This window comes from Pseudomonas sp. Tav-5-1A (genome assembly GCF_055755055.1).
Genome location: NZ_CM146901.1, coordinates 5,878,969 through 5,904,028, shown reverse-complemented (window position 1 = coordinate 5,904,028; position 25,060 = coordinate 5,878,969). Strand labels below are relative to the sequence as shown.

The 25,060-nt window shown below is 53.4% G+C and carries 17 protein-coding genes and 2 pseudogenes; 11 read left to right on the top strand and 8 right to left on the bottom strand.

Annotation, left to right across the window (positions count from 1 at the left end; genetic code table 11):
- Positions 1-99: 99 nt before the first annotated feature.
- Together AC0J42_RS27185 and AC0J42_RS27180 are read left to right on the top strand one after the other, a co-directional pair.
- Positions 100-296: pseudogene (locus tag AC0J42_RS27185) on the top strand (IS5/IS1182 family transposase); the annotation flags it as partial.
- Positions 297-399: 103 nt separating this feature from the next.
- A complete protein-coding gene (locus AC0J42_RS27180; RefSeq protein WP_473004595.1) occupies positions 400-1,542 on the top strand; it encodes a pentapeptide repeat-containing protein in 1,143 nt (380 codons plus the stop codon).
- Between the two features lie 764 nt (positions 1,543-2,306).
- Here the strand turns inward: AC0J42_RS27180 and AC0J42_RS27175 are convergent.
- Positions 2,307-3,044 (bottom strand): nitroreductase family protein, encoded by a 738-nt coding sequence (locus AC0J42_RS27175; RefSeq protein WP_473004594.1) that lies wholly within the window; start codon positions 3,042-3,044, stop codon positions 2,307-2,309.
- Between the two features lie 39 nt (positions 3,045-3,083).
- Positions 3,084-3,743, bottom strand: a complete 660-nt coding sequence (locus AC0J42_RS27170; RefSeq protein WP_473004593.1) for a helix-turn-helix transcriptional regulator — start codon at positions 3,741-3,743, stop codon at positions 3,084-3,086.
- 337 nt (positions 3,744-4,080) lie between these two features.
- On the opposite strand from AC0J42_RS27170, the gene AC0J42_RS27165 reads away from it, so the two are divergent.
- From AC0J42_RS27165 to AC0J42_RS27125, 9 genes are all read left to right on the top strand, one after another.
- Positions 4,081-5,136, top strand: a complete 1,056-nt coding sequence (locus AC0J42_RS27165) for a methyltransferase (RefSeq protein WP_473004592.1) — start codon at positions 4,081-4,083, stop codon at positions 5,134-5,136.
- Positions 5,136-6,020, top strand: coding sequence for a VOC family protein (locus AC0J42_RS27160; protein ID WP_473004590.1), 885 nt, complete (start codon positions 5,136-5,138; stop codon positions 6,018-6,020). The genes AC0J42_RS27165 and AC0J42_RS27160 overlap by 1 nt, the downstream gene beginning before the upstream one ends.
- Positions 6,021-6,100: 80 nt before the next feature.
- Entirely contained in the window at positions 6,101-7,123 is a 1,023-nt protein-coding gene (locus AC0J42_RS27155) for a formylglycine-generating enzyme family protein (protein WP_473004589.1), read from the top strand.
- 19 nt (positions 7,124-7,142) lie between these two features.
- Complete coding sequence (locus tag AC0J42_RS27150) at positions 7,143-7,739, top strand: GTP cyclohydrolase II (protein ID WP_473004587.1); 597 nt, start codon at positions 7,143-7,145, stop codon at positions 7,737-7,739.
- A 27-nt stretch (positions 7,740-7,766) separates the two neighbouring features.
- Positions 7,767-9,455, top strand: coding sequence for a WD40 repeat domain-containing protein (locus AC0J42_RS27145; protein ID WP_473004586.1), 1,689 nt, complete (start codon positions 7,767-7,769; stop codon positions 9,453-9,455).
- Positions 9,456-9,471: 16 nt separating this feature from the next.
- On the top strand, positions 9,472-10,128 hold the full coding sequence (locus tag AC0J42_RS27140) for a class I SAM-dependent methyltransferase (RefSeq protein ID WP_473004585.1): 657 nt from the start codon (positions 9,472-9,474) through the stop codon (positions 10,126-10,128).
- Entirely contained in the window at positions 10,125-11,210 is a 1,086-nt protein-coding gene (gene ribD / locus AC0J42_RS27135; protein WP_473004583.1) for a bifunctional diaminohydroxyphosphoribosylaminopyrimidine deaminase/5-amino-6-(5-phosphoribosylamino)uracil reductase RibD, read from the top strand. Before AC0J42_RS27140 ends, ribD begins: the two co-directional genes overlap by 4 nt.
- 112 nt (positions 11,211-11,322) lie before the next feature.
- Complete coding sequence (locus AC0J42_RS27130; protein WP_473004582.1) at positions 11,323-12,747, top strand: MFS transporter; 1,425 nt, start codon at positions 11,323-11,325, stop codon at positions 12,745-12,747.
- 81 nt (positions 12,748-12,828) lie between these two features.
- Positions 12,829-14,169 carry a DUF6687 family protein gene (locus AC0J42_RS27125; protein ID WP_473004581.1) on the top strand — a complete coding sequence of 447 codons (1,341 nt, stop codon included), beginning with the start codon at positions 12,829-12,831 and terminating at the stop codon, positions 14,167-14,169.
- A gap of 134 nt (positions 14,170-14,303) precedes the next feature.
- On the opposite strand, the pseudogene AC0J42_RS27120 reads toward AC0J42_RS27125, so the two are convergent.
- The 6 genes and pseudogenes from AC0J42_RS27120 to AC0J42_RS27095 all read right to left on the bottom strand — a co-directional run.
- Positions 14,304-14,504: pseudogene (locus AC0J42_RS27120) on the bottom strand (transposase domain-containing protein); the annotation flags it as partial.
- A 151-nt stretch (positions 14,505-14,655) separates the two neighbouring features.
- Positions 14,656-15,495, bottom strand: coding sequence for an adenine nucleotide alpha hydrolase family protein (locus tag AC0J42_RS27115; RefSeq protein WP_473004580.1), 840 nt, complete (start codon positions 15,493-15,495; stop codon positions 14,656-14,658).
- Entirely contained in the window at positions 15,488-18,799 is a 3,312-nt protein-coding gene (locus AC0J42_RS27110; RefSeq protein ID WP_473004579.1) for an ATP-binding protein, read from the bottom strand. Before AC0J42_RS27110 ends, AC0J42_RS27115 begins: the two co-directional genes overlap by 8 nt.
- Positions 18,792-19,715, bottom strand: coding sequence for a DUF4007 family protein (locus AC0J42_RS27105; protein ID WP_473004578.1), 924 nt, complete (start codon positions 19,713-19,715; stop codon positions 18,792-18,794). Before AC0J42_RS27105 ends, AC0J42_RS27110 begins: the two co-directional genes overlap by 8 nt.
- Positions 19,716-20,130: 415 nt before the next feature.
- Positions 20,131-22,299 (bottom strand): hypothetical protein, encoded by a 2,169-nt coding sequence (locus AC0J42_RS27100; RefSeq protein ID WP_473004577.1) that lies wholly within the window; start codon positions 22,297-22,299, stop codon positions 20,131-20,133.
- The gene (locus AC0J42_RS27095; RefSeq protein ID WP_473004576.1) at positions 22,299-24,716 is read right to left on the bottom strand and encodes an ATP-binding protein; all 2,418 of its coding nucleotides are present in this window, start codon (positions 24,714-24,716) and stop codon (positions 22,299-22,301) included. The genes AC0J42_RS27100 and AC0J42_RS27095 overlap by 1 nt, the downstream gene beginning before the upstream one ends.
- Positions 24,717-25,060: the final 344 nt, after the last annotated feature.

Sequence of the window (25,060 nt, the reverse complement as noted above, 5' to 3'; positions counted from 1 at the left end):
CGCGGCCGTCGGTCACCCTTTTCACCTGATCGGTTGCGTCGAGCACGAGCGCTCCAGCGGATATGCTAGAAAACCGCACCATCTTGATCTGCTGATCCTCGGGATCAGTCCGTCCTTTCTCGCAGCGTGTGCCGGCAATTTGTAGTGCTGTGCCGCAACCTCAATCTTTTCTCTCAATCCATAATTGCCATCGACGGCAGCAAATTCAAAACCGTGAATAACCGCGAACGTACTTCACTCAAGGCAAAGTGAAGGCGCGTATCAGTCCCTCGATTAGGTGCGAACAATCAGTGGAGGCACAAGCTCTGGAGGATACGTTCCAATTTGACGTATGTTCTGGGAATGCGCCATCATCATGGCGTCAGCGAATACAAAATTAACAAGGAAACTACATATTTTATGAAGAAAAAATTCAATGCAGTACAATACGGGCTATTAATTGAATGCTCCCAGGAGGAAGATTTTTCGAAATGGAATGATTATGTCTCGAAAACTAAAGATATAATCGATTTTCGAGATTCAAACCTGCAGGGCATAAAGATTGTTGGCGCCAGTTTCATAAATGCTGATGGCAAAGGTGCGAACTTTTCTGATGCTAACTTAAAGGGCGCAAAACTAGAAGGTGTCGATATGTCAGATTGCCTTTTCTTGAACGCCGACATGACCGGCATTGAGGCGGCCGGATCTATTTTTCAAACCTCTATATTTGACAGGGCGCAAATAGCCAACTCCTTCTTTGCACTATGTCGCTTCAATGAAGCAAGCTTTCAACAAAGCAACTTAACTTCGGTGAGATTTCTTAGCTCAAATTTTTACGAGTGTAGATTCTACGCCGCTGACCTTTCGGACGCACAGTTCCAAGGCGGTGGCAGAGACCCATTTCTAAATGGAGAGTCAAGATTTAATATGTGTGGGGCAAGTTTTGTAGGTGCAAAATTTACAAGTGGGACTTACTTTCACCTCGCGAATGTTTCGAGGAAAACAGATTTTAGAACTGTAACCTTTGAGAGTGCCTGTTACTCTGCCGGGCTTCGCCAAACTCTTCAGTACTGTAATCGCAGGCATAACTGGATTGCATGGTATGAAAAAACCGATAAAGTAAAAAGCCTGCTAGCTAAATTATTCTGGATGGCCTCGGATTATGGGAGATCTCCTCGACAGGTCGCAATATCATTTTTGATTGTGTGCTTTTCCTACTCGGTCCTTTACTGGTTAATACCCGAATCAACATCAGGAAGTGGAGATGGTGATTTAGATATAATTCAAAGTTTGTATTTTTCCGTCGTCACCATGACAACTCTTGGTTATGGGGATATTGCTGCCAATAAGTCAAGCTGGCTATCTCAAACGCTAGTCATAAGTAATGTCTTATTTGGTTACTTGATCCTGGGCGCTTTGCTTACCGTATTGTCGAATCTGTTCACTTCTGATGGCCCGCCGGAGGGGCTGATAAAGCATCCTGTTGATGCGGGCACCCCTGTCAGGATCCATATACCTAGTGGTAAGCAAGCTCCAAATTCGAATGAGCCCTCTTCAAATTAGGTGTCTTGGAGCAAATCGCCACTGTGCTGCAGCTGACCCGCTCACGTGCTCCACGCGGAGTACGACTGGGCCCCGGGGTAGGGGCACATTGCCTTCATGCTGCGACGCCTTACTCGAGAAGGTATGACAAGCTGGCTGCATCCTGGGGACTTGATAGGGGGAGGCCTAAAGGTACAGGCGCCTTCTGTACCCGACCCGCCATTATGAGGCGACACAGAGGGCATTGCGGAATACGTGAGGGCAAGTAGTGTTGATGCCGCGATCCTAAAGCAGGCAAACACTCGCATCAGCGATTTACCGAGAGGATCGTTGGCTCATCGTCTGCTTGGGCGGGGCCAGTTGAAAATGATTGAGGGATATGTAATGAGCAAAATCAAACCTACATCTCGCGGAAAGGCTGGCAAGCATAGATCCCAGGACACCTTTGGATTGAGAAAAGTTAGAGCGATACGTGTCTGCAGGGTACGCAACGATACCGATAATCTCCTCATGGGAATGCTGCGCTTGGGAAATGCGCTGGAGGAGCCAGTCGGTATGCTTACAGGTCCTAGTCTAGGCGTTTGAGCCAGAGACAGAAGCCGTTGCGCTCCCAGTAAAGGATGTTCGCCTGGTGCTCAGAAAGAAACCTATCGTGCCGAAGGTTCCGCTATGTAACCTTGAAGCCATCTACAACATGCATTCCAGTTGGGTAATTCGTTGTCATGTCGACTGCTAGCTACACCGTCAATGCCCTAGTGCTGTATAGGATTGGGATCCTTTGGTCCTTAGTCGACCGATAGGCCATTTGCTAGTAGTTGGGCTTTTAAGTCGGGGCGGTAGTTTCTGGCGTAGGTCCGGCCGATGGAGCATGACCAAGGTTCGCCATCGGCACGCCCGACAAACTGCCAATGACCCATAAGCGTTTTGTCGTAGTCAGCGATGACAGCTTCGAGTGCAGTCTGGTTGTAGCGCTCATCATGACGAAAAGTCTCAATAGGCATCCGCGGCTTGGGCACAGACGGCTTTGAGACGTATCCAAGCGCAATGCCGCAGAGAGCGAAGGTATTTTCAGGCAGCCCTAGCAACTCGATCATCTCTGAAGCGTTAGCGCGAATGCCTCCAATGGGCACCACTCCCAGACCTAGCGATCGGGCTGCAATCATCATTGCGCTAAGGATAATCCCGCCATCAGTACTCGCAGCGATCATGCCCTCAAGGTGGCGGTGGATCTTTTGTTCGCCGCCTTGAAGCGCGTTGCAGACCCCCGTTTTATGAAAATCGACCACTAGGTTTAAGAATACAGGGGCGTTTGCCACCCAAGGTTGGCCACCCGCCACATTGGAAATTCGTTGGCGCCTGTCGGCATCGCGCACCACAACTACTGAGATATGTTGGGCGTTGAATGACGTAGGCGCGTGGTGCCCAGCCTGCAAGATAGCCTCGAGCTGCTCATCACAGATCTGGGTGTTTTGAAAGCTACGATCACTGCGGTGGTTTGTAAGGAGCTCAATGGTGGGTGTCATGGCCTTATTCCTTTAAGGTGAGAGGGATGCGATGGGCGGTTAAACTGAGTTTTTTGGCTGAATGCTATAAACGCAACGTCGGTCGCCCGAGATAAGGTGCTCACAGCGCTCAACCACTGCATCATCGCCCATAGCGGTCCGGAAAATATGCAACTCAGACCTGCAAAAACCCTGGCATTTGCGCGCTGCTACGCAAATTGGACAGTGATTTTCGATTAGCAGCCAGCCTTGTCCGTCAGGTTCCATATGCGCCATATACCCAGCCAAGGCGCGAATGCCGACTAAGATACCGACTTTTTCTTCCAGTGAAGAGGCCCCTGCGCACGCCTCTTCATACTCCTGGAGATTGCTCACCTCCATGCTTGAGATGATTTTCTCGATGCCGTCAGACCCGAAGACTGACTCGATCGATTCGATCAAATGGAGGGTAAGGACGCTATGAGTATCGGGAAATTTTTTGCTGGCGGAATCAGTCAATGTCCATTTTAGTGAGGGGCGGCCAGCACCTCGAGTCGGCGCGGAAACCCCGTGAATTAGGGAAGAAGCCTGCAATTTCTGAACATGTTGCCGAGTCGCCTCGAAGGTCACGTCCAGCAGCTCGGCGAGTTCCATTGTCTTCAAGGGACCGCGAGTCTTGAGCAAAAACAGGATGCGGTCTGCGGTGGAGGACTGGGTTTCGTCGTTGGCTTGGGAGGTCATAAATCCTGCGTAACCGTGTCAGTCACTGGGTCATTTGAGGGGCATCGATCCCTGGAGCGCGGGACCGCTTGGAGGGGTGACGCTTGAGCTTAGACAATTTTGCTCCCTAGGAAAACATCAAATTCTGGAAATATAAATTAAAAAAAAGGTTCACCATAAATATAAAAGGTCGTACTTGCTTTTTTCAGCAGCAGAGCTAGGGTGGTTCTAGATTTTTGAAGCCGCATGACGCCAATCCACCCGCCCAAGCGTACTGGACCCGGCCACACGGTTGTGCCAAGGACCAAGCTGCGCGGGCATCCAACGAAAATCGATTAGTCAAGGACGAGGAGATACCATGAACAGCCAAAAGCCGAATACCATCTATGAGCACGCCGAGGACGTAACTGTGTTGTCCGGTGTTGTGGATCTGGTGAAGCTCTCAGACCAATACCGGCAATCTGCCATTCTCCACTTCGCTGTATCACAGCATCTTTTTGACCATACCACCGATGCTGTTTCAGCCTTGGTCATTAGCCAGAAGCTAGGTTGGGTTGGCAACAAAGCAAAGATTTTCCTGAATGGGCTTGTTGCGCTTGGTCTGCTGCGTAAGACCGGCGAGTTCTATACCAACGCCCCGTTAACGCAGCGTTTTCTGGTCAGCACCAGTTCTGAATTTATCGGTCCGATCATCGACCATCAGCGGCTGCAATGGCAGAACTGGCCACGACTTGGAGAGATCTTACAAAGTACTGGTTCGATGGATTTCCAGCAAGAGAACCGCTTTAAACATGATATCGCTGCACGGGATGCCTTCAACGATGCGATGGTGCGGTTCAGCCAGCCGATGGTCGACGTGTTAAAGGAATTGCCTATCTTCGACGGCGCCAAGAAGGTCATTGACCTGGCCGGCGGCCATGGCACTTACATCGCGGAGGTAGCGACACGCCATCCACAGGTACAAGGAGAAATCTGGGACTTGGCAGCGACACGGCAATCTGCGGAAAAAACGACTGAGAAATACCAATTGACAGGGCGCCTAACGTTCAAGGAGCGCAACCTGTTGGACTTGGCCAGTTATCAAAGCGAAAGCGCAGACGTGATCATGGTCAATGATTGTCTCCACTACTTTACTCGAGCTGAGACCACCACTTTGATCCGGAATGCGTCGGGCTTAGTGAGCGAAGGCGGGGCGCTCCTGGTCTTGAGCATGAGCTTGGATGAGGACGAAATTCACCCAGCGCTATCGGCCGATTTCTCATTGCACATGATGGTAAATACTGTGCATGGTGAACTGCATCCCACTGCATGGATTGCCCAACAGATTGAGGACCAAGGCTTTGAGGTGGTGCAGGAGCCTATCGGCCGCTATAGCTTGTTGATCGGACGCCGTGCTGGGTCGGGAGGTCTCTGATGCTGCGGCTCATCACGCTTTGCTCTAGCAACACAGCGGCAGCGCATTCCCAATTTGTCCAGAGTCTGAATGGTTGTGCGAAGGCTGCAGGCTTTGAGGTTTATGTGCCGGATCAGGGACTTCAAGTGCCTGATGCGGATGGATTCATTGTCTTGGCCTCGTCTGCAGATAGCTTCGACGCTCTGAATTCCAGATTAAAAGTCTTGGCTAATGACTATAAAAACCGTGTCGTCGCGCTCATCACCGTCGGCGAAGCCAGCACAGCCGAAGATGCCTCGAGCGTGGTTCTTTTGCCAGGAGTGCCATGCTTTATCTATCCGCATGCTTGGGCGGTGAATGTGGCAAAACTGGCATCAGGCGAGATGGAGTCTTGGCTTGCGGGATTCTCCAAATTTGTGGCCGCGATCAAAATGTGGCGGTCGTTAGATGGGGTTTCTTTGGAAACCGCAGCGCTGGAAGCTCAGCGCCCCAGGTTGGCTCACCTCAACATCCTGACGCGAGATCTTGAGGCATCCCAAGCGTTCTACACCAGAATTTTCGGAGCTTGCTATTGTTACAACCTCGGTCCACGAAAGGTCGTGATGGAACTGAATGGATTTGACTTCTTCATTGAGCTTAGCACCGACTTCGTATACCCAGAGGGCTATCACATCGGTATCCGAGCGTTACCGGAAGATGTCCAGCGTATCGCCGATTTAGTTGCTGCGGATGGCAGTATTAAGCTGGTCAAAGGAAATGGGCCTCAGCCGGGATTCCATTACGGCCCAGACAATGTGCGCACGGCGGTGTATTTCGAAGACCCAGACGGCTTGGTGGTAGAAGTTTACTCCAGCGAGATCGAAATGATCGAGAGCAATCCTAGGTTGTTACTAGACCAACTTTGATTTAACGAAAATCCAGAACTATCAGGTTGCGGCTGATCGAACCTGAATTAGGATTCGTTTGTCTCAAAAAAGGTGTATCGATGAACTATCCTCTCGGTGGGCACTGGCCAACGTTGCCTACTCCGCTGCCCAAAGATGTATCGGACCGGTTTTTAATGGGGTATCCACAGAATTATGTGGAGCATGATTTAGTACGGCAGATAGCCGATGCCACTGCGCAATTGATTACGGCCTCTACCGACCATCTTTTGCGAATTGTTGAAGCACCTCGCGAAAAGCTGATTTGGCGAATTGCGGCAGGCGAGTTGCTGGGCGTCAAAGGGGATCCGCGAATTAATTTGCTAGATCCGCAGATGCAAGACGTTCCCGCAGCGCACGTACAGATTGGCCTGGACCCGGGCAATGTAGATGCCGTTATGGCGGACTACCCCGGCTTGGGCTTGGATCGAAGTTGGATCGAGAAGGAGACGCCGGAGCATCGGGTTAATCTCGCAGCCTTTCGTATTGCGCGCTATCCCGTGACAAACAGCGAGTATCGAGCGTTCCTGCTTGACACCGGTCACCCATCACTGCCAACAGGTTGGGTGTTTGGACGTTTCCCTCAGCATCAAGCGAACCACCCGGTGTATAGCGTCACTGATGAAGACGCTGATGCTTACGCTGTATGGCTCAGCCAGCGCACTGGCCGAAACTTTGCGCTGCCCACAGAGGCTCAATGGGAGTACGCCGCATCTGGACCGCAGCGCAGACAATTTCCATGGGGTGAGACCTTCAACTCCGGGTATGCCAATACCGCTGAGCTAGGGCTCCTAACAACCACGCCCGTAGGTGTTTTTGTAGAGGGCGCTTCGGTATTTGGCGTGCTAGATATGGCCGGCAACGTAGAAGAGTACGTGGCGGACGACTATCAAAAATATCCTGGTGGGCCCGAAATCACTGACGATTTGGTTTCGGATGTGGGACGCCATCGGGTAGCTCGGGGCGGTAGTTTTACCCGTTTTAGGGATCTCGCACGAAATCAACGGCGTCACGGGCGTTATCCGAGGCCTATCTACGTCATGGGCTTTAGATTAGTGGAAAATGATATTAAACATGATGTTTAATTCACCTGGGAGTTATGTCATGGAAACTGAAGTTAAACTTCATACTCAAGTGCCAATCTCGATCTTAGGCGGGTCGGTCAAAGCTCAGTTCTTTGGTTTCAAGGGCTTTGATAAAAACAATGAGCATTTTGCAGTAATGGCTGGCAAGCCAGACGCGGATGTACCGCTGGTGCGAGTGCATTCCGAATGCATCACAGGGGACGTGTTTGGCTCGCAGCGGTGTGATTGCGGTCCTCAGTTGCATGAAGCATTGAGAACCTTGGATGCGGAGGGCGGTTACTTAATCTACCTTCGTCAAGAGGGACGGGGCATTGGTTTGTATTCGAAGTTTGAAACGTACCTGCTACAAGATACCGGTCTCGATACATATGAGGCCAACGTTAAGCTCAATCACCCAGAAGATGCAAGGAGCTTTGCACCCGCAGTTGCCATCCTACGAGCTCTGAATGTACGACGTTGCCGGTTGTTGACCAATAACCCCGATAAGGTTTGGCAATTACGTGAGGGGGGGATTGATGTGGTGAATTCGGTACCTACTGGGGTGTTCCTGACTGAGCATAACCATAGCTACCTTCGTTCAAAGGTAAGTAAGTCGCGACATACCATCAAGATTTGATGCCATTCTGCAGAAAGGGAATTTTCGATGAAACATATAGGCCCAATTAGCGGCGTTGCTGCGCATCGCGCTGATTTTATTGCCACCGCTGGCTACGATAATCAGGTAATTCTTTGGAATGCGCGCACTGGTGACTCAATCCACCGCGTCAGCCACGATCATCTTGCCAATCAATGTGCTTTTAGCGCCGATGGAAAATATCTAGTAAGTGCTAGCAGCGACTATACAGCTCGAGTTTGGGAAGTACCGAGCTTGCACTTGAAGGCCGTACTGTCGGGCCATACTGATGACGTAGAAATGGCAGTGTTTTCTCCGGATGGCACTTTGGTTGCTACGTGTTCGCGGGATCATAAATTGCGTTTGTTTGATCTCGAAGGCAACCTCAGGGGTGTTTGCCAAGGGCACGACGCCGACGTAATTTCCGTAGTTTGGTCGCCTGACGGCAAGCGTCTCATTTCCAGCAGCGATGACGGAACTGTTCGCCAATGGGACACCAAGACCTTAGAGCAGTGCGCCGAAATTGATATCGGTGGTGTAGAGACAGACACGGTGGCCATTACTCGCTCAGGGGTCATCTTTGCAGGCGATGACGAGGGACGCGTGTCTATCATCGTCCAGGGCGAGGTGCGCTCCATTCCTGCCCATGAGGCTGGCGTCAAGCGGATCGTTTGGAACGATGACAAGCAGCTGCTCGTAACATTGAGCTATGACCGTTCAGCAATACTGTGGAGCTTTGACGGGCAACAGTTGACGCAACTGCGCAGCACTAGCCTTCCAGGTATTGTCTGGCCGCGCAGTTGTGCTTTCGTCGGCAGTGATGTGCTTGTCTTCGCCACATTCGGTTCGCGTTATGCGACGTGGGATTACGAAAGTGACCGCTGGATCGTTGATGGAATCCAGCCAGCAGTCAGCATCAATGCGGTCATAACCAGCCAAGGCCAGCAATACAGCATTGGTGACGCGGGCGTGTTGTTCCGCGATGATTTACCCGTAAAGGGCATGGGCAGTCTGTGTAATTTTCTCCTACCGTTTGGTCCGCTACTGCTTACTGGCGGGCAACTGGGGCAAGTGTTCGACGCCCTGACCGGAAAGCTTCTCTATCAACACCGTTCTCCCCTTAACTGCGCTACTGCCTTTAAGCGCAATGGTCGATTGCACGCGTTGGTGGGGACCTATACAGGTGAAGGCCTGGTCTTTGCGATGGACAGTAGCGGCGGGCTTGAACTGATTTCGTCCATCCAGATGCATGACAATGCAATCAAGGGGGTGGCAGCCGACGATCATCACTTGTTTAGTGTCTGTGCATCGGCTGCTGCGGCAATGCACAATATCGACGACTTCAGTTGCGCGCGACATATTGACAGAGCACACACTCGAATTTCCAATGGCTGCTGCCGAGTGGAAGGAGGCTTTGCCAGTATAGGTCGTGATCTAAAATTGCGGCTCTGGCTCGATACTGGCGATGAGGTTTACGACACCCCTCACATCAATTCGATCAAGTGTATCTGCGGATCATCAGACGGCGCGGTCATTGCCACCGCCAGCTATGGCGGGACGATCGCGCTATTCGACTTGCCCAACCGCCGCTGGATTCAGGTGAACCGGCCTACGGCTAGCGGTATCTCCTGCATCACGCACTGCGAAACCAGTGACGATTTCCTGGCCAGTTCTTACGATGGCCAAATCTACGATATCACCAGCCGTCGAGCATCTTGAGGAGGGGAGTGTGGTTATGAGCAAGCCAGAACAGTTCATGGACGTCCCCGCGTATCGCGGAGCCCTGAATACTTCATTCGTGCACCGCTACACCCACGGCGAGGACGAGTGGTCTTGGGATATCGGTATGGCGAAGGCTGCGAGGGTGTTCCTCGAGGCCTGTGGGCCTACACCAGACCAGCATCTACTGGATGTCGGTGTGGGGCGTGCCCGTGATGCTTCGGAGTTTATCCTCGCTGGTCACCGCGTTACCGGTCTCGATATCGTCGAGAACTCCAGTTGGCCGCTGCTGCGGAAACGTTGGGGGGGGCGGCTTGAGTTGGTTTGTAGTGCCTTGCAAGATTGGCAGCCGCCCGCCGGCGTTTTGTTTGACGGGGTGCTCGACAACGGCTGTTTTCACCACCAGCACCCAGCCGAATGGCAGACCTACCTGACTGCTATTCGTCGCTATACCCGGCCTGGGGCGTTGGTCGGTTTGAATGTCTTTGGGGTGGACTCGAGCAACCCAACACCTGGCTGGCGGGAGATGGATAACCAGCGGCAAGGGTATTTTTTCACCGAAGCAGGTGTTCGAGAAACCATGGAAGCTTTTGGCTTCACATGGCAGGACTTGGTTGTGATCCAGCGTCAACACGGAGAAGCGGTTTATCTGCTGGCGTTGGTTCGCACATGAGCCAGGCCTCTGATCGGGCGTTCATGCTGCAGGCTGCAGGCTTGGCTGAAAGGGGGGTATTTACTACCAGTCCTAACCCCCGTGTTGGTTGCGTAATTGCCAAAGACGGATTAGTGCTTGGCCAAGGCTGGCATGAATGGGCTGGCCGGGCCCATGCCGAGATCAATGCTTTGCATGAAGCAGGCGATAGCGCGCAGGGTGCCACCGCCTATGTCACGCTGGAGCCTTGCGGTAGCCATGGACGCACGCCGCCATGTGCGGAGGCATTGATCAGAGCGGGGGTGGCTCGGGTGGTCGTAGGCAGCATGGACCGCTCTCAGCATAAACACAACGGGCTTGAGCGCCTCGCCGCTGCTGGGATCAAAGTTGAGTATCAGCCGTGCCCCGAGGCCCAGGAGATAAACCTTGGATTCTTCTCGCGTATAGAGCGTAAGCGGCCCCTGGTAAGGGTGAAGCTGGCCATGAGCTTGGACGGACGCACGGCCACGAACAGCGGTGAATCCAAGTGGATCACCTCTATTCAGGCGCGCGCCGATGTGCAGCTATGGCGCGCCAGATCCTGCGCGTTATTAACGGGCAGTGGCACGCTGCTCGCGGATAACCCCCGGCTGACGGTGCGCCTGCCAGACCCTGGATTGGCTTTTTCACCACCGCTGCGAGTTGTTCTTGACCGGCAGCTACGCGCACCCGCCAATTCTCATGTGTTTGATGGGGAGGCACCTACTTTGGTATTCCACGGCTCTGCAGTTGAGGCGCGAGCTTCCCCTCCGGCCTCCGTGCGCTACCTGCCGACGCGTACAGCTGATGGTCGCCTAGACCTGCCTCAGGTCATGGAATTGCTTGCCGCAGAAGGGTGCAATGAGGTGATGGTTGAAGCAGGCCCTGTACTCTGCGGGGCCCTGGCCGCTGCTGGGCTAGTGGATGAATGGCTGGTCTACGTTGCTCCCCTTTTGCTAGGGCCTGAAGCTCGACCACTGCTCCAATTAGACAACCTGAACTGTCTCGCGCAGGCTCCAAGGTTGAGCATTATCGAGCAATGCCAAGTTGGGCCGGATCTACGTTTGCGCTTGCGCCCCAGCTGATTCGATCTCCGATTGACCGTGCGTCCAGGTGGAGTCTGGGCGCCGGCAATTAATTACACAAGCAAATACTTTTGTAATAGAGTGGGGTTACGTTAATCAGACGGGGTATCTCATGATGAGTACTGCAACAGGTTGGTCAGCCCTCCTACTCGGAAAGAATGGGCTGCGGTCCGCGGCCCTGGCGGGCGGCGTCGCGCTTCATGCCATCAACGTTTACCTAGTGACGACCATACTGCCCACAGTGGTCGCAGATATAGGCGGCTTGGACTACTACGCTTGGAACACCACGTTATTTGTGATCGCCTCAATTGTTGGCTCAGTGCTATCCACGAACGTTCTGACTCGAACGGGTGCACGAGCCGCTTACGTCTGGGCTGGCATCATTTTTGTTTTGGGTAGTGCGGTTTGCAGCTTGGCCCCAAACATGGGCATCTTGGTCCTAGGTCGGACGATTCAAGGGTTGGGCGGCGGTTTGTTGTTTGCGTTGCCCTACGCCATGATCCGCTTGGTATTCGTCCAAGAGCTTTGGCCAAGAGCTATGGCGTTGATATCAGGTATGTGGGGGGCGGCCACCTTAATCGGGCCAGCGGTGGGCGGACTGTTCGCTGAATATGGGCAGTGGCGAGCAGCTTTTTGGGCCCTGATCCCTGTGTCCGCTCTGTTCATGCTGCTTGCGTGGTGTTTACTCCCGAGGAAGAGCTCGGACGCTCCAAACCCTGCAGGCGTACCGCTAACCCAGCTCATGCTTTTAATTGGCGTCGTACTAGCTATATCGGTAGGGAGCATCAAGCCGGGCGCGGTTTACAACACTGCCGGCCTAGCGGTGGGTCTGCTGTTGCTCTATTGCGTTTTCCGGGTTGAGGCTCGCTCTGGTGTCCGTCTTCTGCCAAAGGGCGCACTGGCATCTGGTAGTGCGCTTCTCCCACTCTACTGCTCCATGAGCCTGATGGTCATCGGCATGACCAGTGAAGTGTTCGTCCCGTATTTTCTACAGATTTTGCACCTTCAGACCCCGCTCATTGCGGGTTACATCAGTGCACTGATGGCTGCAGGTTGGACGCTTGGTGCGATTTATAGCTCTGGCCTCAAGCAGAGCTCAATACCTATCGCGATTACTGCTTCGCCATTTTTCATCGTTTTGGGGTTGGTATGCAGCGTTATTTTCGTGCCACTTGCGGGGCCTTCCATTATGAACGTAGTTGGGGTAAGCGCCGCAATGTTGATAATTGGTATTGGTATCGGATTAGGTTGGCCGCACCTCCTGACTCGCGTATTAGCGGCAGTTCCAGAGAGTGAAAAGGAACTCGCTGGGGCATCGATAACCACAGTACAGCTAATCGCAACTGCCACCGGCGCGGCGCTTGCCGGCATGCTTGTCAACCTCGGTGGCTTCTCTTCTCCTGGGGGAGTTGAAGGGGCTTCTGGGGCTGCGGCCTGGCTGTTTACCTCCTATGCGGCACTGTCGTTATTAATCTTTGTGTCCGTAAGACCGATTATCCGTACCCGTATAAAGGACGGTTCGCTTGGCCAAGCCTGATAGCTTATGGGGTTGAGGTGCTTAGGCCTTTATCTTGCCGCGTTGCGAGCAGGCGCGGCACTTATTCTTGGATGAACAACGATGAACCAGCCGATTCAGTTTTTAGAGCGTGCTAATGGGCTGCTCGCAGACGCAGATGTCGCGGGTCGAATTGGTGCATTGGATATCAGGTTATTGGGTGGGCGCCCAATCGGCATAGTTGACAATCATTTTGTTGATCTACTCAACAAAATAGGTGGGGCTGGCACTGTTCAAGTAAATGGGCAACCCTATGACGTTCGACGTGAAAACCTGCTAGGCGCGCGCTACCATATCGGCGGTGATGGCACATTGTCCTATGCCCCTGTCGAAAGTCGCCAATTTAAGCTTGAGCTACCGAATAGCCTGTCTGCGGTTCATTTGGGGGTTGAGCAAGCTGTACGTATCCACCCAGACAGCCAATATGGATATTTGCCGTTCGGCTGCACTGGGCACATACCCAATATTTCGCTGGACTCGATCGATAATGCCTCAACAGTGCTAACGCTGTCCCACTGGCCAGCTAACAGGACTCCAGCGCAGTACAAGGCAAACCTCTCTACCCAAAGTTCGTTCCGCTACCTCTGTGAGGAATCAAGCAAACCTGATGCTGTGATTGTAACAAGCGATCATTTCGACCTTGACGGTGTCGCGTCCATTTTTGCATTTTTGGCACCGGAGACTGCTTTAATTCATAAAAACGTGTTGGTCGAGGTGGCGAAGCTTGGGGACTTTTCCCGAGGTACTTCGCGGCAGGCGCTGAGTGTGGGTTTTGCACTGAACGCTTTGGCCGAAAATGCCAGGTCAAATGTTGCTGGTAATCCGCATTCTGCATTGCTGCAGGTGTACCAAGCCGTCTTACCCATGGTATCCAAGGTGCTAGGTAAAATAGACGATTTTTCAGAGTTGTATCTTGATAACTTGAGCCATTTTGAAAGAACCGAGCGCCTGCTAGACCATCCCGACACACGGTTGGTTGAGCATCATGAGGTGGACTTGGCGGTCTTCCATTTGCCGTCCTCCGCCGAGTCTACACTGCTCAATCAGTATCGCCCGTACCTAGGGTTATCGAATATCTCGTTCCATAACAGAACGAAATGTGGTGTCCTAGCGTTGGTCAGGGGCTCCCAGCTCGAGATCCGCCAACGCTATGAAAGCTGGGTTGAGCGTGTCTCAGGTATCCCACGGGCACGTAGAGATTTGGCAATTTTTACAAATGCTTTGCAGCAGGGGGAGGGTAAAGGAGTTGTCTGGAATTATGATGGCGTGCAACACATCATGCCTGCTCTGAAAAACCAAGGCATCGGTTACAGCCGTTACTCGATAGAGACAATACTAACGGAGCTCGTTCAGTTTTTGAAAGTGGCGCCCAAGGCCTGGGTAGGCACCCCACCAGGATTATGAACTGTTGAGCGAACAAGCCTGACTGTCATCGGGACTCTAACTCTTGAGCACAGTCCCAATGCCTGTAAGTACTCCAGCGTCAGCTAGTTGCAAGCGCTCCATGTACCCCACCGGACCAAAGATTGGCAGTGCGATCAGCTACGCGATCGTGGCGTGCAGTTCCACGGCAGTAGCGCCTCGAAGTCTTCCACTGGCGACGCTTGGGGCGGGCGTTGCTATGCGTGGCGCAGCCACGCATAAGCCTCTAGGCCGTTGGCTTTGGCCGTCTCGACCAACCTTTAGAGTTGAGCACTGGCCGTTGCGATTTCGGGGGGACCGACGTCGTCATTGAAAAGTGGAATGCAATTGTCTAAGAAGTACCTTCTGTTTTTTTGTGAGTGAAGAAGGCCCGTACTTTCCAGTCAATGAAGCGCCTGTCGATGTAGTCGAGCAGTTGCTTGGAAAGGCGCCAGCGTTGGGTGGTAGCTGGCGGCAAAGGGCGCCTGGTTACTTGTGGCAAATGGCACAACCTCCGTCCGCCTCGTCTATGCCATACATATCATCGATTTCCATGTTGTCCTCCCAAGGGCGGAGGGGATTGCGCGGTCGATTTAGCTTGGCTCTTTGGCGGCGGGCATCGTACTCTCTGAAGATCATTTCCACCCGTTGCGGTTGCTCCAAATCAGAGAGCGGTTCACCTTTGGTCCAGGTGAAAGGCGAGCCGTTTTCTAATGCGGTTTTCTCCAACGCCTTGGCCTCTTCAAAGGCTGCTGGATGCCGCTCGCGTAAGCGAACCCATTCAATTTTCTGTTGGAAAAAGCAGAAGGTGCATCCACTCCGGCTGCGCCACTCATAATACTTCGGGAGTCCAATACCTGAAGATTCCAATATCTCCAGCACCCCTGCCTTGTCGATCCCGTCATCGCGAAACGGCAGCAGAACTTTTAAATTCTTGTGTTTTGACGCGTACCCCTCTCGGTAATCTTCGTCGGCTCGAATAGCGACATAGGAATAGACTTTTTCGCCAGCGGCGAGCATTGGCCGGGTCCACTCCTCGAAAGGCGCGAGCTTCAGTTGTCGAGTGCACCAGCGGGTCTGAGCCGAAGGCAGAAAGTTGTTGTACTCGCGCAGCCAGAACCGGAAATCTCGCCGCGGATTCAAACGGAGGATGGGCTTGCCCATAAAGCCCTCTAGTCGGCCGAGGAAATCGTGGACTTCAGGAAGCTCTTCACCTGTATCGGTAAAAAAATATTCGATGTCGAGTTCTGGACGCGTTTGCTGGATGTAAACCGCCAGAGCGGCACTGTCCCGGCCGCCTGACAACCCGAGAAGGTGCCGTTCACGCATGCTCAGCTTCTCCTTTTTGAACAATATCTTGGCTGGCATGTGCGAGGGCCGCTAGAAGCAAATCTCCTTGCAGCCCCGAACTCTTCAGCAGCTCAACAATCTTGTTGGCAGTCCCTTGGACGGCCGCCTTGTCTCGGCTAGCTACCTCGAAATCCCGGGTTATCAGTTTGGAGTCGCCGCCTGAGCTGAGCACCACGGAAAACACCTCTCGACCAGGGCTACGGCCTTCGATGGTGAGGAGCGATTCGGTTCTGCGAAAATCCAGAGCAAGTTCTGCTAGATTGATCGTAGCCATCTGCACATCAAGGTCCGACCATTCAGTCGGCGGCTTACTTTGTGCCAGGCTGAGAACTCCTTCGGCTCCTTTAAGCGAACCATCGCGTTCCATAAGCCGCGCAGCGAAAGAGCGCAACCGGAGTTCGCCAGAACCTTTATTAACCGCCGAGGCGCGCGTTCTAAGGTCTGGGTCGTCGTCACCCTGAGCGTCAATGGCTTGCGCAAGCCGTCTGTCGAGCCGGCGAACCATTCCTTCATAAGCTCCGAGTAGCTCCTGAAGCGGGGCCACTAATTTGTCTGCGAGTTCGGTTGGGCCTACCTTCAATACCTCAGGCAGATCCATGAATAGCAAACGGTGTGGGTCCGACGCTTTGAGCAACACATCGCGGACCGCCCGGGTATTAAACCCAAGTCCCTGCGTTCTTCGTGACCAGTTGGGAATGGAGAAGGCGAGGGCGACCAGTGACTTTGCCACTTCCAGTGGCGTAGCGCTTGAGGCTTTAAACTTGAAGGTTTCAGTGACGGCAGCGATCGCTTTCAAGGCGCGTTTTCGTTCCCCCGTTTCCTGTACCCAGCGCAACGAGAACCGACTCGGATCTTGGAGCATTTCGTCGACATCAACCTCGGTGATGCTCGGCTCAAAAATACCGTCGCGATAGACCGCGATTGTGTTGGCGTGAGCCAGCAGGAAGGCGAGGGCAAACACCGGCATCAGCCCGCTCTTCACTCCGTAGGGCGCGGCTCCCCAAAGCACGTACAGGTCCTTCATCCGCACCGGCTGCGCACGTTTTTCCGAGACTAGTTTTAACGTGGCGTTCCACATGGGATGGAGATTTCGCGGATCTTGCGAGTTGGGGGCGCAAAAGGCCCAGGCACCTTCAGAGCTTTGTGCATGAAGCTGTGTCGATGAAAGGAGCGTTTCATACAGCCCACGCTCTGCTGGGAAACCCTCAATCTGCAGGTGTTCATGGGCAGTGCCGCTGATCATGCGGTGCATCAGGTCTCGCCGAGCTTTAACGCTATTAGATGACGGCGAATCACGGTTCACCAGCTCACTCCATACTTTGGGCGCGTCGGGGAAGATGCGCTCCGCTAGCTCGGAAGCCATTGATGACAAGCTCGGAATTCGCTTGAAGCAGCCTTCCACATACCATTCCGCATTCAGAAGCGAAGCCCTTAGGGCCTCCTCGAGCGCGCCTTTGATCGAGGAAAGCCGCGCAGCTACTTCTCGTCGCGCGACCGTGTCGCCCTCAAGTTCGGGGCTTCCTTCAAAGACCAGACGAAGTGACAATAGCTCTGAGCCCAGGTCCGATATCAATTCGTGATTGGCGGGCACCCCAAAAATCAATGGTGCTGCGGCGCAGGAAGGAAGTGCGCTCAACACACCTTTGGCTTCCTCGGCGGTTATATTTCGCTCTGGCAAGACCAGTGCAAGGCGTCCAAATTCGCCGCTCTCAGGGTGGTAACTTTGGGTCAGCCGCTCGGCGTCTTGCAGCGAGTGCATCGCTACGCCCAACCAGCGGAATGAACCACTGTCGGCATAGTGACGCTTGGCTATGACCGGCGTGAGATTTGCCAGTGCGGTGAGCGACTTCATGTCCGCTGAGACGAATGTTGAGCGGGCTTTTGAGATCGCCTGATCGATATCGAAGTCGCTTCCTTCGAAAATGCTCCATGCGCCGACGTGTTTGCGAAACAAGGCAACACGCCAAGCGGTTAATCGATCGAGAGACTCGGTGAGCGTTTCGCGACTGCTGTGTTCGAATACGGTATTCAGCACCGAATTCTCTGCCGCCAAACCAGATGCACCCCGGAATATGTCAATAAGGGCAAGCGTTTTCGCCAATGAAATTTCTGAGCCAATCGCACCTTTTGCTGACGCGCGCTCAACCGCTTCGACTGCTTGAGCCCATCGATGACCATCCGGGGAAGCTAGGATCGCCTGCTCGAGATTGGCTCTTAAATAATCCCAAAAACGGTCGGGTCCATAGGGAGTGACGCCGTCCCAAGTTTGTAGGAAGTCTTGAAATCCATAGGGTTCAAGAGAGGTTAAAAAACCAAATACGCTGCGCTCATTCTGGCCGAACTGTTTTCGCGATGCCGGACCCAGCAAGGCAGCTGTGATCGGGTGCAGAGGCCAGCATTTGTCGAGAAGCTCGCCCATCGCAGCGCCAACTGCAGGGCGCCGACCAGAGATAGCCTGGCCAATTACTTCGCTGAGGGGGCGGGTGGCAGCGTGCAGCTTTTTGCAGTCGATGGCGCGGCCGATAAGTTCAACCACCTCATCGCCCGTGGCAACAAAGGATACATCCGAAAAGCGGCCCTGAACCTTGGCCCACTCCTCCCGCGCCTCGAGGCCTAAGCGTGAGGCATATTGGCGAAATGCTTGATGTAAAATACCCAGAATAACCAGTTTGCCATTGCAGCGTGCTGCCATTTCGGCCAGATCCTGGAAGAAATGAACATCATCCCCACCAGCTGCAGCTGCCTCCAGCAACTTACCCATTTCATCGATAACCACCAGCACGCCTCCGCGTTCTGGCTTCTCGGACTCGGCTGCTAGATCAGTGATCAGCGAATCGATGTCACTGGCGTTGCGCGTAGTGTTCAGCGCTTTAGCCAATGCTTTGGATAATTCGGCGCGAATTGGCACGCGACGACCCACAACGGGCACTACCAACCACTCACCTTGGTCGATAGGAAAGGCGTCTTGGAAATGCGGGATGTTCGTCAACAGATCTCGAGGCGCTTGTCTCACAGACGGTTCAGGTGAAAGGGCAGCTGCGAGTACGAGCGCTAGGGAGGATTTGCCCCCACCGTAAGGCCCCGTCCAGGTAAAGGCGCGCTGATTGCTGCCGGCAATTTGGCGCGCCATGACTGAGATAGCTTCGCGCGATGTTGCTGTTAATACATAGCCGTCTAACGCGTCCTGGCGGCCAAGATCAGAATCAAGTCGTACTGAGCGCTGATAATGTCTTACGATTTTAACCGCATTATCACTCCCATCGATGCTCAAACCGTCAGGCATAAGATTCTCTTAAAAGTTGGGTCATCAATAGTTCTGGATCGAAGTCACTTCGGTGAACTTGGCGTAGCCCCGATGTGTCAGACCAACGAAGTCGCCCGTTGGTCAAGTCAGCAAGGGCGAACAGACGTTCCGCTACACTTTCTTCATCAAGTTTGAAGACCCTGCCAGGAGAGCCTTGTGCATAAGCTGCTGTTTCAAACGTCAAGGATGATTCTGCACGCCTATGGCGCATCCAATAATCTAGGAGAGCCCAGGCGAACAGCGCATCGGGCAGCGTTGACTTTGGTCCTCGGCGAAACGTGAAAATCCCTTTTCGCTCTTCTTGCAGCAGGCCAAGCTCGGCCAGCATTGATTCGGCCGACTCCTCGACTGACGCCGTCGCGGAGCGAGGGGCATAGCCGCGAAGGCACGTGTCCAAATCTCGGGCGAGAGTAGCGCTTGACAGCTTCTTACCCGCAGTGAGTGACATGGCAAAAGCTGTGAGCGTAGGCAGAGCGTCTTCTCGGCTGAAAGCTTGAGAGGAGAATATGTTAAACAACCAATACCATGTGGTTGAGCGAGTGGCCCGGCCGGCGAGGCACCAATGGGCATACCACGCTGACACCGGGCTTTCTGAATAAGGGTCTAGTCCACCTGATTTGAACAGTTGCGCGCCAACGTCGGTGACATTGAAATGCCGACGAGAGTCGTCCTCTGCCAACACATCGCAGGCGAGCGCCCAATGCCGTATGGACGAGACCATGTTTCTCCCGACACCGAAGTCGGCGATCGCACGCTCATCCGTAAAGACTTCTTTAGCTAAGCGGCCCTCTGGATCAGCCTTGTCGACTGCTTTTTTCAACCACATTTGGCGCAGTGGAAACGTCTCATGCCCGGAAAAATGGGCATCGATTTTGTCCTGTGGTGAACCGATCATTGATAGCCTTCCAAACTGGTGACCCTCCCCAGCGCAGGTGGTCGCGGACTGGAGAGGTCATCCAGTTCGCGCGGGTCCGATGGGGCATTGTATCCTCGGACGCGGGCAATGTCTTGTCATAGGGTCAGGAACAGGTTGCAGCAGAGGGCACATGGACCGACTTTGAGAGGGGCCGGTTGATGATGGTGTATTGCCATTCGCTCCCCTTCCGGGCGAAACAACGTCCAAATCCCAGGTGACAATGCGCCTTGCAGTGGCTTGTGCGTTCTCTTAGTCTCCACAGCGGCCGTCACGGTGACCGATAACGACCGAGCGGTGGAGTTGCTAACGCGCGTGTCGGCTAGCTTCCCGGGTCATTCATAGCTTTACACCTCGGAGGAAGCTGGAATGGCAGTGGGTGTGGGCGGTGCCATGATCATGTGAAGCCTTCCGCCGTCCTCACCACAACAACGAAATCCCCCTCTGCCGCATTTTTTAAAGCTGGATTGTTCGTGATTTGACCTATCACAGCACTGACGTCCATATCTACATCTGCCTTCATGCGTGCCAAGTACACTCGATTACCATCCAGTTTCTTAATGACATGACCCTTCTTCAGATCAAATTGGTTGCTGCGCCCCAAGCAAGCCACTGATTTTGCCTGAATATCCTCGGTCACATTACTCATAGCGCACACGATGCTATAAGCGTCGTCAAGCTGAAATTGGCTGCACCAAATCCCTGGTTTTTTCTCCCAACAGCTCGCATAGATCTCCGAAGATCTATCGAAAGTGATTGGTTGCAAGCCGTCTTCCCCGAATTTCAATATATGGATTGGGCAACGATAGATCTTTGGCATCCGAAGTTGGGCGACTCGAGAAGCCTGTGAGAGAAACTTTGCCAGAACCGCGTAAGCACTCTCGTTTCGTAGCTGACCCTCGATCGAATAGTCTTCTAAGCGATCAAGTATGTCGGCCATTGACGGGGTAAAGGGTTGTCGCAGGCTCCAATGAAACGAGGAGAACGCATCAACGTTTGAGCTTTGGGCAAAGTATGGCGATTCAAAAATCTTCTCACCTAGCGGGACGCGATCCACGGGAAGCTTTTCACCACGAACGAACAAATAATGGTAATCGCTGACGGCGGCGAGCTTTACGTTTTGAACATCGCAAGCTTGTGTAATATTGACAAAATAACGCTTGAGTCCATTTTTTTCGCGCAGTACGGTGCCAAACCTTAGATGTCTTTTCATCCAGACCATTCGGGCTTCCGTTAGTCCGGCCAGCTTTTCTACTCCTTCCACAGCCGCGAGAGTGATCGTTTCAACGGTCGGCTCAGAGGGTGAGTTGCTTTGCATCGTCGGCGTAACATCGTCAATTGTGGCTTGAGTTGCTTCGGGTATGGGGGGGGGAGCCGTGAGTTGCAATTCTTCAGTCGGCTCAGTCTTCGCTTCAGGTGAGTCCTTCACCTCCGCTTGAGGTCCTTCAGCTTCGGGGGGCGAAATCTCTTTGCTGGGCAGTTCGGTTTGAGGTTGATGCCACGGCGAGCGATGCCAGACTACATCCGACATCAATCGACGAATAGCATGCTGAGCATTTTTTATTTCCACGCCTTGATTGATCGTCGGACCAACTGATGCTGCGGACGCTGCCAAAGCTTGCTGCAATGCGATGGTGAAATTGGACACGTCGGTGTGCTCTTCGGTTTCTGCTGAAACACGTTTTGCCAGAACATCCGCCATGTATTCTTCGATGGACATTGAGTCGTTGCTGGCCGTCGCCGACAAAATTGCAAAGGCGCTCGCGTCGAGCTCGTACAGGCGCTTGATGATAGTCTTAGTGGCCAGAGTCAGGCCGGTTTCCCAAGCCGCGATGAATTTTTCGATTGGTTGGATTAGCGTTCGCTCGTTCGCCAATTGAGTGAGGGCTTGAAGCCAGCGCTCTTTTACCACCGGCTCCGGCTCGCCTTGGGCGTTGCTGGGTTTGACGAGGATTCGGAAGCGCGAGGCCGAGGCGCTCACCTCGTCTCTTATCATCGATAGTTCGTTGCTGACTCCTTCCTTGTTTGACGACATCAGGATAACCAACAGCGGTTTTGCGCAATCCTTGTGCCTCTGGATCATCTCTTTGATGAATGCTCGGGTGGGCCCGGCTTCGTTATCCGTGAGGTAGTAATCGACGATGAGGAGGTCGTAGAAATTTTCCTCCACCTCGGAAATTTTTGAGCAGGTGGCCAGTTCGATTTGCCCCGGAGCGTTCACCCAAGACTGAATTTTACGTAACGGCGCCTGAAATCCGCGAAGGTCTCGCAGGGCGTCGTTGTAAGGTTTGCGCAGGTCCTCCGGGCACTGCTCTCGAATGCTGTCGTCCGCTAAGCCCTGAAATAGATCAGTAAGTGAGGTGTGGGGACGATCATTCTGTTGCAACAAAGCAACCAAAAATTCGGTTGCGTCGTTGTCTGGGTCTTGCAAAATCGCCTCTACGTTCCCTTGGGCCGACGGAGCGCATGCATTGACATCGGATAGGGAGGGGGCATTTCTCAGGTCGTCGTCAACCATCAGGATGCGGGTGACACCCGCACCAACTAGCAATTCAGTAACGCTCATCATTCCGTCCTAGGAAGTTCAAGTACAAAAGTGTGCAGACGACCGTTAGCGTCTGTCTGTGGGTCGAGGTAAAGCCGGCCATCGTGATATTCGGAAACCTCTCGAGCCAAGTACAACCCATACCCTTTGCCTTTTCGAAGACTAAACCCTGGCAGGAAAACCCTGTCTCTGTCGGCGTAGTCGATACCAGGGCCATTGTCTCTAAAGGAGATGGTTTTCGCGGTGACGTCGATCTCGATCGTGATGAGGCCGCGCTCGCGTAGGTCATCGCGTTGCCCGAGCCAGTAGGTGGAATTACTTACCAGGTTTTCCAGTGCCAGGCTAAGGAACCCTGGTACCATCTTGACGCTCAGCGAAGCGTCTGCAGGCGAGACCGATATGCTGCAATCAATGTTGTTGCGAGCGAACAAGCTTTCATAGCCCTTGACGATCGTCTTGGTCAGTTTTTCGACTTCGATCTGTTTCTTGACGTGGCGAGCCCCGGGCATAAGGGGATCCATTTGCTGCAAGCGCACGTTAATAGCTCGGATCTCTGTCTCAAGTTTGTTGAGAAGCTCCTGAGTTTCACTGTCGGCGTTATGGGCCAACTCACGCATAAGCTGTCGGGTTTGGGCAGTCGTCCGAGTGAGTTCATGCATGACGCCATGCATCACATTACCAATCCCCGCAAGTTCTAGGATATCCTCGCGACCTTCATTGCTCTTCTCGATGGCAGTTTCAAACTTTTTCACCTGCGTCGTGATGAAGTGCAGGTGCTCATTGAGGGACGATACGCTCGATCTAAGACCTTTTGGCACTCCATCCTTCAGAGCGTTGACGTCTTGCTTGGCGAGCAGCAGTCGATCCGCCAAAGTCGCCGTTCCATCGTTGACCAGTTGTTCCAGTTGTTTCTGCTTGGTCTTCTCATCTTCGTCCTGAACGTGGGCCCGCAGAGGCTGAATGGCGACTTGCAGCAACAGCTCCTTGAGCATGTCTGCTTCGGGGGTCGAGACCAGACCCTCGCGGTTGGTGAGATCTTTCAGCTGGTCGTTGCCTCGGTGAGTGATTTCCAGTGCGCCCATGACTTGGATGCGGTTCACCACGTAACCGCTTCCTCGTAGGGCCTTGCTGTCCAGTCCCAGCCAGTCGCCATCTCGCTCTGAGCCGGTGAACCCGACTCGGAATCCATCTCTGTAGATGGCGATTCCTCCCGCCCACAAGTCGAGCTCTTTTTTCACCGAAGGCCAGTCGGTTTTGACCTTTTCCCGGAGTATTCGCCGGTTAAAACGCAGAATGTTGAGCTTGAACGGCCCAATGGCCTGAAGCGTTTTCAAGTCAAGAGGTACGTCACTTTTGTCTCGCGTTTTGGTAACGTCGATTAACATTCGACGAACCGCTTCACCGGAGCGTAGCTGAGGTGTTCCCGATTCTGCGTCCGCTGCGGTCTTTAAAGTGAGTGACAATACCGCGTCCTTAAGCGTCCAGGCTTTTTGCGGGAAGAACTCGAGTGTCAGGTGCTGATCTGCAAGCTTTCGGATTTCATCAGAGAGCTTGGGGAATGGCATCGCTTTCCCATCGTTGATCTTCACCCGTATTTTAAATTTTCTAACAGGCGAAAATGGACTTCTCAGCCTCCTTACAAACGTTTGCAGGTTTGTCGCCTGCTCGCCATCTTGAGTCCAGTCGCTGCGCAGCGCGAGTACGCGCACGCGAGTACCGGATTCGCTGTCCTTTTCTATTCGTACTCGGGTGGTGTTTAAAGGGATATCACTTATCTGCCGGTCCGCGGTATCAAACTCGCGCCAGTCGAACTCCACTTGGTAAGCGCTCCGCTGACCTTCGGTCCAGGTCGTCACCCGCGCACGATGTCCGAGCCGCATCATCGCCAGACGGCCAATTCCCTTGTTCCCCAGATACTGATCTGGGCCATCCGGTTTAGGGCTGCTCAGCCTGTTATCGGTACCGACCGTGAGAAAAATCGGCACGATCTCCCGCTCTTCAATTCCACAGCCGGTGTCTGCAACCTCTATAAAATTGACTTCTTCTAAGATCTCAACTGCTTCTTCGAGAGTCTCACACGCATTAAGCCTGTTTATGCTTGCGTCTACATGGGCTTCGGTCGCAGGACCGCATTCACGATCGAGGCGTGCCTCTTCAAGGGCGAGGACAATCCCTGATCTGATTTCCTCGAAGTCGTCTTGACTTTCCAGTGAGTGGCGAATTAGCTGGGACAGCCATTCGGTAGGAACTGGGCAGCAGATGGTGACATCCACCACCTCAGAGCCCGCGTCGAAAGCGTTTTTTATCAGTTCGTTGATAGCAATCTCGTCTGAGGTGATGAGCTCTCGCCCCAGATGGATAATAGTTCGCGCCGCCACTCGAAATGTCGTGGGCGGCTGCAGTAAGTTAGCCGAATTTTTCTCTGGTGCATTTTCCATGAAACAAGATTTCCTTGTATCCCTTTCGGGAAAGCGTGGGCGGGGCTCGCACTGTTCAAGAACCTGGATGATACCTACCACCACTTTACGCAGGCGTTTTCGAGAGTCGGACGTTGTGCACCTACGTTCACACCCTAGAATCATATCTCAAAGATGTGTGGAAACGCTGCCCACGCAGCGTGCAAACGAGATCGGACAGCTGCTACCGCATCAGTGGGTGCCGGCCTGACTTACGCCAGGTGAGTCGGGCGAACGCTTACGGATGGAAGCCCGTGGGCCAAAACCGGGCGCAACCGAGGTTTGGTTCACGCCGTCCCCCCGGAGGGGGAAGCCGAAAACGCATG